The 13247-nt window shown below is 40.0% G+C and carries 14 protein-coding genes; 8 read left to right on the top strand and 6 right to left on the bottom strand.

The features are described from left to right. Positions 1-5: 5 nt before the first annotated feature. A complete protein-coding gene (locus tag ND811_RS12420; protein WP_265352314.1) occupies positions 6-143 on the bottom strand; it encodes a hypothetical protein in 138 nt (45 codons plus the stop codon). Positions 144-272: 129 nt separating this feature from the next. Between ND811_RS12420 and ND811_RS12415 the strand changes: the two genes are divergently transcribed. The 4 genes from ND811_RS12415 to ND811_RS12400 are packed head-to-tail and all read left to right on the top strand — an operon-like array spanning position 273 to position 2726. Continuing rightward, positions 273-707, top strand: coding sequence for a ComF family protein (locus ND811_RS12415; RefSeq protein WP_265352315.1), 435 nt, complete (start codon positions 273-275; stop codon positions 705-707). A gap of 9 nt (positions 708-716) precedes the next feature. Next, on the top strand, positions 717-1067 hold the full coding sequence (locus tag ND811_RS12410; RefSeq protein ID WP_004785977.1) for an STAS domain-containing protein: 351 nt from the start codon (positions 717-719) through the stop codon (positions 1065-1067). Further along, positions 1064-1660 (top strand): RdgB/HAM1 family non-canonical purine NTP pyrophosphatase, encoded by a 597-nt coding sequence (gene rdgB / locus ND811_RS12405; protein ID WP_265352449.1) that lies wholly within the window; start codon positions 1064-1066, stop codon positions 1658-1660. The genes ND811_RS12410 and rdgB overlap by 4 nt, the downstream gene beginning before the upstream one ends. 40 nt (positions 1661-1700) lie before the next feature. Continuing rightward, entirely contained in the window at positions 1701-2726 is a 1026-nt protein-coding gene (locus ND811_RS12400; RefSeq protein WP_265352316.1) for an Lsa36 family surface (lipo)protein, read from the top strand. Here ND811_RS12400 and ND811_RS12395 read toward each other — a convergent pair. Beyond that, positions 2723-4363 (bottom strand): ATP-binding cassette domain-containing protein, encoded by a 1641-nt coding sequence (locus ND811_RS12395; protein ID WP_265352317.1) that lies wholly within the window; start codon positions 4361-4363, stop codon positions 2723-2725. The genes ND811_RS12400 and ND811_RS12395 overlap by 4 nt on opposite strands. Before the next feature lie 50 nt (positions 4364-4413). On the opposite strand from ND811_RS12395, the gene ND811_RS12390 reads away from it, so the two are divergent. Genes ND811_RS12390 through ND811_RS12380 form a run of 3 tightly spaced genes read left to right on the top strand, consistent with a single transcriptional unit; the run spans position 4414 to position 7943 of the window. Beyond that, positions 4414-6270, top strand: a complete 1857-nt coding sequence (locus tag ND811_RS12390) for an OmpA family protein (RefSeq protein WP_265352318.1) — start codon at positions 4414-4416, stop codon at positions 6268-6270. Between the two features lie 3 nt (positions 6271-6273). Further along, entirely contained in the window at positions 6274-7008 is a 735-nt protein-coding gene (locus ND811_RS12385; protein ID WP_265352319.1) for an LIC_11485 family protein, read from the top strand. Further along, complete coding sequence (locus tag ND811_RS12380; RefSeq protein ID WP_265352320.1) at positions 7005-7943, top strand: tetratricopeptide repeat protein; 939 nt, start codon at positions 7005-7007, stop codon at positions 7941-7943. The genes ND811_RS12385 and ND811_RS12380 overlap by 4 nt, the downstream gene beginning before the upstream one ends. Positions 7944-7953: 10 nt before the next feature. Here the strand turns inward: ND811_RS12380 and ND811_RS12375 are convergent, their stop codons facing one another. Together ND811_RS12375 and ND811_RS12370 are read right to left on the bottom strand one after the other, a co-directional pair. Then, positions 7954-8418, bottom strand: coding sequence for a chemotaxis protein CheX (locus ND811_RS12375; RefSeq protein ID WP_265352321.1), 465 nt, complete (start codon positions 8416-8418; stop codon positions 7954-7956). Next, positions 8419-9660, bottom strand: a complete 1242-nt coding sequence (locus ND811_RS12370) for a hypothetical protein (protein ID WP_265352322.1) — start codon at positions 9658-9660, stop codon at positions 8419-8421. Between the two features lie 85 nt (positions 9661-9745). Here ND811_RS12370 and ND811_RS12365 point away from each other — a divergent pair, with 85 nt between their 5' ends. Then, the gene (locus ND811_RS12365; protein WP_265352323.1) at positions 9746-10393 is read left to right on the top strand and encodes an LIC_11490 family protein; all 648 of its coding nucleotides are present in this window, start codon (positions 9746-9748) and stop codon (positions 10391-10393) included. A gap of 57 nt (positions 10394-10450) precedes the next feature. Here ND811_RS12365 and ND811_RS12360 read toward each other — a convergent pair whose 3' ends face one another. Then, entirely contained in the window at positions 10451-11758 is a 1308-nt protein-coding gene (locus tag ND811_RS12360; protein WP_265352324.1) for a DUF389 domain-containing protein, read from the bottom strand. A gap of 41 nt (positions 11759-11799) precedes the next feature. Next, positions 11800-13245 (bottom strand): gamma-aminobutyraldehyde dehydrogenase, encoded by a 1446-nt coding sequence (locus ND811_RS12355; protein WP_265352325.1) that lies wholly within the window; start codon positions 13243-13245, stop codon positions 11800-11802. Positions 13246-13247: the final 2 nt, after the last annotated feature.

Raw genomic sequence — 13247 nt, 5'->3', positions numbered from 1 at the left:
ACCGCTCATTTGCGGTAGAAACCCCTTTCGATATGAGAGGGGTTTCTTTTTTGTCCTTCATTTTCCCAAAGCCTTGTGTCAGTTGCGGTAGGATTGATTTCTTTTCCGAACTCTTGTCCGTCTGTAAGTTTTGTACGAAACAACACTATCTTCCTCAAAAACAAAATTTAAAAACAAACCGGATGAAAAACCCCTTGGACCGATTTGTCTTTTACGACCAGGTCTTCTATTTACAAAGGCGGGGGAAATTTGAGAAGGGTCTTTTCCAATCTTTGAAGTTTGAAAACGAACGTTCTCTTGCGAAATACTTTTGTTTGGGACATAGGTTCCTTGCACACGATCTAAAAAATGATCCGCCAGACCTTGTCAGCTTAGTTCCGTCCTCATTAAAAAGTGGACCAAGGCCTTATCATTCTTCCTACGCCCTTCTAGCTAGATGGACGCGGCTATGGAAAATCAGGGAAGATACTAGTTTGTGTAAGGTTTCAGCGGACAAACAGTCTTCCCAAGGATACGAAAAGCGTTTTTTTCATGCAAAAAAGGCCTTCGGATTCATAAAAAGTGATAGAATCATTGAGGGACTTCATGTTCTCATTGTAGATGATATATTTACGACGGGCGCCACTGTAAACGAAATTGCTAGGCTATACAAATTGGCCGGGGCAAGAAAGGTGACTTGCGTTGTTCTACTGTTAAGTGGGGGGTGATTGAATCGAATGGATGTTCAAGTCAAGGATGACATAAGGATTATTAAATTTTCTGGGGCCATCCTCAAGGTTGATTCCGATGAAATTGAAAAGGAACTTTCGAAACTCACTCAAAGTTCTGTTAAAAAAATCATTCTGGATCTAACGAAAGTTCATCATATTTGTTCCACTGCACTTGGAATTTTCGTCGCCACCAAACGTAAATTAAAGCCGATGAATGGCGATATCAAGGTAATAGTTGTTGATGAGGATTTGATACAACTTTTTGAAATTACAATGCTCGACAAAGTATTTGAAATTTTCCCTGATTTATCTTCTGCTATGGAAGGCTTTCAACTCGACGAGGAAGACTCCCACTGACAAAAAAAACTTTAGCATTTGCTTCCGGCAGTTTACACAAATGGAAGGAAATGCAAATGTTGCTTTCCCCTTATGGGTATGATGTTGTTCTTCCGAAAGACTTAGGAATCAACTTCGCACCAGAAGAAACAGAAACCTCATTTACTGGTAATTCATTTATCAAATCAAAAGAACTTTTTCGACTGACCGGTCTTCCTTCCTTTGCTGATGATTCAGGAATTTCAGTTCCGGCCCTCGGTGGAGAACCGGGGGTGTATTCAGCACGATTCGGAGGTCCAGGACTTAGCGACAAAGACCGTGCTCTTTTCCTTTTACAAAGATTAGGTGCTAATAAGAATCGTGATGCTTATTATAGTTGTGTGGTAAGTTATGTAGATGGAACTCATGCCGTTTCTTTTGAAGGCCGAGTGGATGGTCTGATTTGTACTGATTATGACGAAGAAGGTAAATATGGATTTGGGTACGATCCCATTTTTTTCTACCCTCCCTTCGAAAAACGATTTTCCCAGGTTCCTGAATCGGAAAAAAATACAGTCTCTCACAGAAAAAAGGCTATGGATCTTTTTTTGGATTGGCTTTCTCATAAAAAGTAACAAAGGTTAGATTTATCATTTAATAAACCTATTTGGCATTATGAGATTTTTATTCTCTATTTTCATTTTAAGTTTGGCAATCCCCTTGATTGGGAACCGCATTGAGGCACAGGTTCTCTGTTTAGGTGGTGAGTGTTCTAATATTCCGAGCGAATACCAATTATTAGGAAATTTTGCAGAACCCGTATTCGATAAAATTTATACCAATGGATTTCTTCGATCAATGGGTGATAATGCTGTCTTACAGAATTTGAATTCGAACCAGTCTGGTGGCATTAAGGTACAAGGATACCGAATGGGACTTGGTTATACTATTTCGCAGGGACAAGAAAAGGCCAGAGACTTTTATTACGAAAATTCGGAACTTAGGACACTACCAAAAAAAGGGGCAGCTGCATCACCTTCACTCAGTTTTACGGCCAACTTAGGGCAATGGTTGGATGGAGCTTTTGCAAAACAGTGGAACCTAACTACCCATTTTTTCCCATATGAGTTTAGAGAAGCCAATGTACCATTTGTAAAAATTAGAAACACCGATGTTCGGGGAAGAGTTTTCAATTATGGTGCTGTTTTTCGATATTTCCCACTTGATTCTGGGTTTTCCTTTGGATTGGGAGTTTTCCAAACCAACCAAGATCTTTATCTAAGTTCGTATGATAGAAGACCTACCCAAATTAGAATTGATGGAGATAAACGCCGTTGGATTGGTCAAAACGATTTGTTTTACGAGTCAAGAATTGTATCTGGGTCTTTGGATTTGAAATACAACTATACAATTGATTTTTTCTCTATCATTCCAGGAATTGGATTCGTATATAATCATGGTTATACTGCCATAGAGGCAAGTCGATTTGCTGCTATTTCTACTAGGGCAAATCCAGATGATTTTGGTTCTGTTCCTAGTGCTATAGGAATTCGACTTTCAACGAGGCACAACCATAGATCCGGTTTTGGGTATGGCAGTTTGGGCTTACAAATTGGTTTAGGAAAATACAGTTTAGTGACGGAATTAATGGCAGGGAAAGAGATTCAGTCGATCAACCTTTCCCTGCAGGTTCAATTTTAAGTAGTGAGAATGGCACCGCCGGTAAGTCGTTTGTAAAAATCGTTTCCTTCCCGTTCCAAAAATTCTTCGTAATTTCCTTTGAAATCTTTGATCCCTTCAGGAGTCACTTCGATGATTCTTGTACAAAGCGAGGAAATAAATTCCCTATCATGGGAAACAAGGATAACTGTTCCGTCAAACAAAGATAAGGCGTAGTTGAGAGCTTCAATCGTTTCTAAATCCAAGTGGTTTGTTGGTTCGTCAAGAGCAATGACATTGTCTCCTGCAAGGATCATTTTACCAATGATCATCCTTGATTTTTCACCTCCAGAAAGAACTGTAGTTGATTTGTTTGCCATATCACCTGAAAAAAGCATTCGTCCAAGGATCGCACGAATTTCTTGGACTTCTGTTCCTTGAGGCGAATTTCGTAACAGCCATTCCACAAGTGTATCTGCATCAGGTTCCATCGCTTCGCGGTGGTCTTGTGGAAAAAAGGAAGTTTCTACAGAATCTCCCCATTTTACCTGACCAGAATCTGGCTCTAATTTTTTTAATAACATTTTGAGTAGGGTTGTTTTACCAACTCCGTTCGTACCTACGATCCCAACTTTTTCGCCTTTTGTGATAGATGTACTAAAATCTTTAATGACTGGTTTCCCATCATAAGCCTTGGAGATGTTGATTGCTTCGAACACATCCTTTCCTAGCGTTCGTTTTGCCTTAAAACGAATGTAAGGTGCTACCCTGGAAGATGGTTTTACATCCACCATATCAGCTTTGATTTTTTCGATCATCTTTTGGCGGGAAGTTGCTTGTTTGGATTTACTTGCGTTCGCAGAAAATCTGGAAACAAACTCTTGTAAGTCAGCGATTTTTTCTTTGGCACGTTTGCTATCACTCATTAACTGTTCACGAGTTTGTTCTGCGGCAATCATAAAGTCATCATAATTCCCTGGGAACATACGGATGGTATTATAATCTAAATCGGCAATATGCGTGGAAACGGAGTTGATGAAGTGACGGTCGTGGGAAATCACAATGACCACACCTTCGTAATTGATGAGAAGTTCTTCTAACCAATGGATGGTTTTGATATCTAAGTGGTTGGTTGGTTCATCCAGAAGGAGAACATCTGGTTTTAAAAATAAAACTTGAGCGAGAAGAACGCGGAGTTTGAATCCACCCGTAAGAAAATTCAATGGTCGGTTGTGGGCGGATGTAGGGATTCCTAGTCCTTCTAGAAGTTCTCCGGCTACAGATTCAGCTTCGTACCCTCCCATATCAGCAAATATTTCCTCAATTTCGGAGATACGCATTCCGTCTTCATCTGTCATTTCTTCTTTGGAATAGATAGCATCCCTTTCGGTCATGACATTCCAAAGTTCTGGATTTCCCCGTAGGACGGTACCAAGAACGGTCTCATTTTCGTATTCGTAGTGGTCCTGTTTGAGGTATCCAACCTTCTTGTCTTTGTCTACAACGACAGAACCGGCTGTAGGCTGCAAAATACCGGCTAAAACCTTCATAAAGGTCGATTTCCCGGACCCGTTGGCCCCAATCAGACCGTAACGGCATCCAGGCTTGAATTTAATGGAGACGTTTTCGAAAAGGGGTTTTTTCCCGAAGGAAACTGTAATGCCGCTAGCTTGGATCATAAGTCAATTTTCTAAGGGAATCGGAGGTTTCAACCGACATTTCGTATGGTATGGCACGGATTCTCATTATCATTCTCCTCTTTTTCGGGAATGGGCTCATTAGCTCACAAAGTGTAAAAAATGGAATCCAGGTTTTGGAGGGTGACCTTCTAAATTCAGGCCATCTGCTTCGCACGGACAAACAAGTTCTTCGTATTCATGGAGGTGTCCTGCAAGAGGAATTAGCTTATTTGGCCGGGAAAAAAATACGGATGTTATGTGATGTGCAAGGTGAAACCTGTAATCCCATTCGGTATGAAATGGAACCGTTTGAATCAGGCAAAACACCGGACTGGACTTTAAAAAAAATCCCTCGTTATGTAACTGGGGGCCTTTTTTCTTTTAACCCGCAGTGTACACCCGATGGAAAAATTTTATTTTGGACTGCCCTTGTTAGAGAGGGCGGCCGATCTACCCAGAAAATTTGGGCCGCCAAACGAGACCAATACGGGTTTTGGATGCAAGGGGAGCAGCTTCCCACACCTCTCAATAATAAATTTCCTTCTGCGGTGATTTCTGCTCTTCCCGGTGGGAATGAACTATTTGTTTTCGGAAATTTTGGTGAAGAAGAGTTATTGGATAACTTAAAACGAGAGATGATGTACAAATCTCAAGTAGCATCTAGAGAAGCACAAAACCCAAAAGAGTTTCATCTAGTTTTGACTAAGTTAGAAACAGAATATAAAGAAAGAACTGAGAAAATCCAAAACCGCGCACCTTTATATAAAACACGCAAAACAGAAACCGGTTGGTCTATGCCCACCCCCATAAACTTCCCAAGTTTTTATAATTGGTATAAAAAGGCAGATAATCCCAACCAACAAGTATTTGGTGGATCGGCATTGGCTTCTAGTGGTCGGACTCTACTATATTCTGCTCAACAAAAGAAAAATTTTGGAAAGTTGGATTTGTATGTCAGTTTACAAAATGATTCTGGCGTATTCGAAGAGGGAATTAACTTAGGAAATACTTTGAATACTGTTGAAGAGGAAATGGCACCTTTCCTTGCTCCGGATGACAAAACATTATACTTTTCTTCTTCTGGAAGAAAGGAAGGGATATCCATTTTTATCACAAGAAGGTTAAATGATTCTTGGACTTCTTGGTCAGAACCACAAGAGTTATCCGCTAACTTAAGAGGTGTAAACTTTTTTAGTATCCCGGCTGTGGGGAATTGGGCTTATGTTTCTCGCGAAGGGGAATTGTATATGGCGGCCATCCCTCATCATTTCCAACCAGAACCAGTCGTTGTGATCAAAGGAAAGGTGGTAGATGAAGAAGGTAAACCTCTTTCTGCTTATGTTCAATACGAATCATTAAATAGAAAAAAATCCATTGGTTCTACGATCAGTGATCCTACCACTGGTGAATTTAGCATTATCCTTCCTTATGAGGAAAACTATGGGTTTTATGGAGAGAAAGAAGGATACCTCCCTGTTTCACAAAACCTCAATTTGGTGGGAAAGGAAAAGGAGGACAAAGAAAAAACTGTCCTACTTGTCCTTCCCAAATTGAAAAAGGGAAATCAAATTGTGATGAACAATTTGTTTTTTGCCTTTCGATCCGCGGAGCTCACCAAAGAATCGGAGCCAGAACTAGACAGATTGGCAGGAATTTTAAGAAAATCTGCGAATTTGAAGATCCTCATTGAGGGTCATACCGACAATCTGGGAACCAAATCGGCCAACCAAAAGTTATCCTTGGAAAGAGCAAATTCGGTTGCTAATTATTTAAAGTCTAAACATAAAATAGAAGAAACTCGCATTGCTGTAGTGGGATTTGGTCCCACAGTGCCAATTGCGGATAATCAGACCGAAGAAGGTCGCGGGACAAACCGAAGGGTCGTCTTTAAAATTTCGGAAGAGTAACCAGTGGACATTAAAAATATCAATATACCCAAAGTCAATGTAGACACCCACAAGATGATGGGTGCTGTGGATGGACTTGTTGACAAAATCCCTCCTCAAGTACAAGACCTGCTTAAGAAAATTGCCATTTCACTTTTTGTTTTTTTTCTTATTATGGCAATTTATGTGGGTTGGACCAATGGTTGGGAAAATGCAAAACCGCAAGGGATGCAACTGGCCCAAGATACTCGAAGTTTATTTTTAACGGAGATTGAAAGAGATTACAATCGAAAACGTAAAGACGTTCGTATGTCTGATCCTGAAGATTTAAAATATGAATCCAACCGTCGGATGCAATTTGATTTTATCAGTGAAAGGGAATCAAATGGTTACACACACGATACAATCCCTGAAGAACAAGATTTTTTAGGAAAGGAATATGACTTTAGAAATCGTAAAGCAGAAGATACTTCGGTTCCTCCCATCTACACTCCGTCAGGTGATGGATTGATCCCATCGCCTATTGATATCCAACCGGCAGTCCCAAAAGAAGATACAAAATCTGGTTTGGATTCAGATTCCGATTCTGAACTTCGGATGCAAAAAATGTTGGAACGGGTGTCTGACTTAGAAAAGAAAGTGAAGGCAAAAAACGAGGAGAAAAATTTGGAAACTTTAAAGTTGCCGAAACCTCCTGAAGCAAGTGAAGGTCTCGGGAAACCAAGAAGTTTAGAGCGAATTCCAAAGAACTTACGATGAAGGGGAAATTCCTGTTTTTTACTTCTAGATTTCGAGTTTTGATCGAAAGATCTAGTTTCCTTGTGATTGTTTTATTTCCTCTTTTGAGTATGGGAGATATTTTTTCGCTACATGCTCAAACAACTGAATTGTTTTTGCCATTTCCTGAAACTTGGAACAATGATAACTCTAATTCAAAATTTCAGCCATCTACATCTACAGAAATAAATTCGAAAACACCTTCATCAGCAGTTGCAGCAGACAACCAAATCTCTGTTACAACAAAATCTAAACCAGTAGAGAAAAAGAAAAAAAAGAAGGAAGTCATTGATCCTTCTCTAGCATCTTTTCAAAAAGGTAAGGCCTATTTGACAAGAGACCAGAAAAAATCCGCCGAATCCGAATTTGCTGACTCTTATGGAAAGGAAGGAGATGTTGCAAAGTTCTCTCGGGTTGAGAATACTAATTTGTTTGGTTTGGATGGCAACGATAAAGATTCGACAGCACTTGTTGAAAAACAAGAAGATCCAGATCTCAAAATTAAAACGCAATTTGAACTGGCACGTTCTTTGGATCGGATTGGGAACACTGAATCGGAAGAAAAGGCTTACAAAGAATATCTAAAACTTGTTACAGAGTATCCAAAACATCCAGAACTCACACCTAGATCACATTATGCGATGGCAATCCTTCTTATTCGCAAAAAGGAATTTCGTTCTGCAGCTCACCAATTGGTGAATATCATTAAAAATTTTAAAGAATCAGCGGAGTATCTTCCTGCTCATTATTACTTAGGTAAAATTTATGAGAGTAGTTGGGACGAAAGGGATTTAGAACGTTCTTTAAAATACTACCAGCTCTATATGAATGGAGTGGAGGGAAAAACAACGGTTCCAGGATATGATTTTAAAAAAGAAACCCGCGAAAGAATGCGGGTTTTAGGTTCTTCTATTTAAGACTAAGATTTTAAGCAATCGCAACGTTTACTTCGATTCGTCCAAATTTAGAATATAAGTTGATGGAGAGTGTTGGTTTTTTGTTAAACCTTACAGAAGTGTTGTTTGTTTCTTGGATGTTCGGAGTTGTAATCTCTACAGATTGGCCTGCCGATGTAAAAATATTCATCGCATTACCTGTAGTCATGTTGGCGATCTCACCGAGGATGTCTTTGTACTCGTTTTTGACATCATCATCAGAAAGACCTGGAACCAGTTTGCGAGATATTTTGTAGGCAGCATCGAGGTTCATACTATAAACCACTTCACCACTAAAAGAACCTACTACGCCAATGATGATTGCAATTTCATGACTCGGTGCAGGTGAATCTTTGATTCCGATTTTTCCTCGGATGAGATCCTGTTGTAGGACATCGCGAAAAACGATGGTGGCTGCTTCCAGGAACGGGTTGATGAAGTCGGCTTTAATTTGCATTTATTCTAAAGAGAGAAGGCCTTTTTTCTCTACGTTGTATTCTGCTGCTAGGGACTGGTTTATTTCAAGAAAAAAGCTAAGAAGTTGCCTTTGTTTCAAAAAATCTGCAGCTTGGTCAGACGGTTTTTTGGCTGTGGTTTGTCCGTAAGTTAAGTCCCCAAACTCTACATAAACCTGTTTGTCGTTATCAGAAAAAGGTCCCACTACCGTTTTTTTGGAAAACGGATCATTGGCTAGAGTTTCCCAAAATTTGGCAGAGTTCGCCAAACGGTAGCTATTGCCACGGTTCGAAGTGACAAGTTTTAAATCAGATAAGGAAACATTAGAAACTGTCTCTATTGGTTGGAGAGTTTCCTGAGCAATGGCTTCCAAAGCATTTGGCTCGGAAATTTTTGCAGAAATTCGACCTTTCCATGCTTCGACTTCCTTTCTTTTCCGATCAAATTTTAGTTTGGAAAGCAAAAGTGGTTTTCTTGATTCGAAGCTCACAAAGTTTCCAGAAGGATCTTTGGCAAGTGATCCTTCTTTTTTTTCTTTTTCGTACTCTTTCATTAGTTCTGCGTCTGAAATATTGATTTTGGCTTCGACCGCATTGAGTAAATTGACTTCGGAGACGGCAACGATTCGAAAAGAAATTTTAGCACGTTTGGCTTCATCTTCCAACTCTAGCTCATTTTCCGAAGGAGTGAGGAGTTGGTCTAAAAAGTTCGGATAAAGAGCGTATCCTGTGGCAGAATCGATGCGGTAATTCATCGGTGCCGATCGGTAAATTTGTTGGTAAATCTCTGTGAGCGAACGAGAATCTTCTTCTCCATACCCGGCTTGGGAAACGGATTCTTTATGAACTTCCCTTGCTTGCCTAGACATCTCTCGTTTGATGCTAATTTCGGAAACTTGGAATCCAACGGCCGTAGCAATGTCGTTTGCAATATAGATTTCCCGAACCGTAGAATAAGCACAAGAATTGAGAAGTTCTGGGTTTTGAGCGGTTTCACGGCCATATTGTTGGTAGCGGTAGTAACAGTCGCGTTTGGCTGCATTGAAGTAGTCCACGGGGATACTTCGACCTGCTATGGTTCCGGCCTTTGTCGAATTTTGGCCTGTAATGGCACCTACAAGGCTTTGTTCTGCGTCCCCAGGCAAAAATGTGATGATAAGGGTTCCGACCAAAATGAATAAAAAGAGGGCAATAATCGCACGATAGATTTTTTCTTTGAGAGTAGAGGGTTCTTCTTCGAACATAAAGGAAGGGTTTCCGTTTTCGAAACCCTTGTAAAGAAAAAATGTAATCAAGGGAATCGCCGTTTGGCAAGATAATATAGGTAGTATGTTGTTTGCAGCCTTTGCTATGATTCTTGTGGGTGTTCTATGTTTTTTGTACGTAGCCCTTTCTCCACAAAAAGCAAAACCTACAACCTACCCACAGAGAAAACCGCAAAGCCCGAGCCCGTACCGAATGCCACAAGGCCCTTCTGTTTCGCCACAATTAGATGAGAGAATTAGAAAGGAACGTGCCATTTCTGATGATCGCCATATTTCCTACTCTTTACCAGAGGAAGTAACCCCTTCTGTAGTTCAAAAATCGGAAGTTTTATTGCCAACAGAAGATGGAAATTTGGAAGAGGAACCACCTGCACCGAAAGAAAGCAGATTTCAAATTGAGGGAACTTTGTTTTTGGATTATTCCGGTAAACTTACGTTTGGTGAGGAAGCCTCAGACATTGAATCTATGGAAGATGGTCTTAAGAACTTCAAACGGATTGGTTCGGGAAGTTTACGTGAAGAAAATGGAAAGTTTTTGTTTCATTCAGGAAATGTTACTTATACTTACACACCTGACGAATTAGACCAAGTAGTTCTTCACAACCAAGGGATAGTGTTTCTTTTGAAGGAAACAAAAGCACCCAAACCAGTTTTTTTCACAAAAGACATCGATACTTTTAAAGATTTTTTAAAACAAGCGTCCTTAGTTTAAATTCATCCCAAACACAAACTAAGGACAATAGATTCGATGTCTCTTCTTGAATCTATTTTAGTTTTTTAACACTTCTCTTGTAATCAGTTCTAATTGTTTTTCTCCAGTTCTGATTTCGATGTATTGTTCTAATTTCTTTTTGTCATTCTCTGTTGGGAGTTTTGTCCATTCCGAATCAAAAATATTTGTGTCTACATAGATGTTTTGGTTCATGTCAAATTTTTTTGTCTTTGTGAAGCTTGCCGAGATAAGATTCGGGAAAAATATTTGGATCTCTTTTGCTATCATCTCTGTATTGATTTGGGTATAGTTTGTGTTGGATTTGTAGATTTCAGATAGGATTTCGTATTTTAAATTATCTATATTGGAGGAAGAGAGATCCTGGTGTAAGATGAGTTTTGTATTTTCAATATTGTAATATTTTAATTTACTTTGTAATTCTTTTTCTTTGTTTTCGTCAATTTTTGGACCAATGATTGTGAGTTCGATTTTGGGATTTTTTTGATATGTAATTTCTTTTTCCAAAATTCTGCGGTTATCTATTAAAATTTCGTTACGAATAAACTCAGAGGCTTTTCCTTTAAAGTAGGATGACCGTACGATTTGATAAGCAGTAAAAATTGATGGAATGATGAGAATGAGGGTAAATAGAGCCAAATAAATTTTTACCTTTCGTTCTTTTTCTTTATATAATCCCCAACTCACTTTCGGAAATTCCATATAGCGAACAAAAATAAAAGTAGTGATGGCGATGAAAATGGAATTGATTAAAAATAGGTATGTGGCTCCCAAAAAATAAGTCCAGTTCCCTTGTGATAATCCATATCCTGCGGTGCAGAGGGGAGGCATAAGGGCTGTTGCAATCGCAACTCCTGCAATGGCTGTACCTTTCTCTTTTCTGGTATTGGCAATGATTCCTGTGGCACCACCAAAGATCGCAATCAGAGCATCGTAAATTGTGGGTGAAGTTCTTGCTAATAGTTCCGACTGAGCTTCGTTAATTGGTGAAAGGGAAAAGTAAATAAAGGAAGTGGCAATACTTGCAATCGTTGCCACGGAAAGAGTTCTAAGAAATTTTTTTAAATTGTCAAAGTCGTTTGTGGCGGCGGCAAATCCAATTCCCACTATGGGTCCCATTAGTGGTGATACAAGCATCGCCCCAATGATGACGGCCGTGGAGTTGACGTTAAGACCAATGCTTGCAATAAAAATGGCAAAAATCAAAGTCCAAAGGTTGGAACCTCTTAGTTCCGCACCTTTTTGTACTGATTCGATAGTGCCAGGTTTGTCCAAGTCATCTAGAAGATGGAATCTTGGAGCCAACCATTCAAAAAAGGAAACAATCGGATTTTTTTCGGATGCCATAGCCCCTTAGACATCCGATTCTTCCTATTTGTAAAGAGAAATTAAACTCCTCCCACCATTACATGTTTTGTGATTAAGTAATCACCTACTGATTCGATGGAGAGATCTTTTCCAAATCCGGATTGTTTAAATCCACCATGAGGTGTTTCCGAAGCTAGTGGAAGGTGATCATTGACCCAAACTGTTCCAAATTCCAATTGTTTGGATACTCGCATAGCGCGTGCTATGTCCTTAGTCCAAATGGAAGAGGCGAGACCATAGTTTACATCGTTTGCAAGTTTAATTCCTTCTTCTTCTTTTTCATACGTTTGGATCGTAAGAACAGGCCCAAAGATTTCATTTTGCACAACGTCGTAGTTTTGTTTTACATCTGTGATGACAGTCGGTTCAAAAAAATATCCATTGTCTAAGCCTTTGGGTACTGATCCTCCGGTAAGAATTTTGGCTCCTTCTTTCTTGGCTCTATCCATAAATCCAAAGACTCGTTCGCGGTGGACGGCCGAGATCAGCGGTCCCATTTCGGTTTTGTCGTTGAAGGGATCACCAACATTTACCGCTTTCATTGCATCGACAACTGCATCTGTAATTTTTTTCTGTAACGATTGGGGAACAAGAATTCTTGTGGCGGCAGTGCAGTCTTGCCCTGAATTGCAAGTAGCACCAAACGCAGCTTTTGCGGCAAATAGGTTGATATCCACATCATCGAAAACTAGGAGTGGCGCTTTTCCTCCGAGTTCTAAATGCACTCGTTTTAAAGAATCAGAGGCGGACTTCATAATGTTTTTTCCTGTTCCCGTTGATCCAGTGAGAGAAACCATTCTTACAAGGGGATGATCTACAATGGCTTGTCCTGTGGCATTTCCACCAGTGACAATATTGATGACTCCATCAGGAATCCCTGCTATTTTTGTTAGTTCAGCTAACATAAGTGTGGTGATTGGAGTTCCAGGAGCTGGCTTTAGAATGATCGTGCAACCTGCGGCAAGAGCAGGTCCAAATTTCCAAACGGCCATAAGAAGTGGATAATTCCAAGGAGCAATTTGACCCACAACACCAACAGGTTCCCTTCGAAGGATAGATGTATACCCAGGTTGGTATTCGTTTGCTCGACTTCCATGTACATCTCGAGCCGCTGTTGCAAAAAAACGAATGTTATCGACAGCAAAAGGAATATCTCCTGCCAAACTCAAGTTTTTATAAGGTTTTCCTGCATTGAGAGATTCCGCTTTTGCAAACTCTATTGTTTTTTCTTCTAAAAGATCTGCGAGTTTCCAAATGGCTTTGGATCGTTCCCCGGGTGTAAGTCCAGACCATCTTCCATCATAAAAAGCTTTGTGAGCCGCTTGAGCTGCTTTGTCGACATCGGCCACACTTGCATCAATGACCTTCGCAATTTTTTTGCCAGTGGCAGGGTCTTCGATGTCCATAAGTTTCCCGCCACTTGTATTTGTCCATTTCCCATCAATCCAAAGTTTATATTCTTCCATGC

Origin of the sequence: Leptospira soteropolitanensis (assembly GCF_026151655.1) — a bacterium.
Classification (GTDB): Bacteria; Spirochaetota; Leptospiria; order Leptospirales; family Leptospiraceae; genus Leptospira_A; species Leptospira_A soteropolitanensis.
This window is presented reverse-complemented; position numbering and strand designations above follow the sequence as displayed.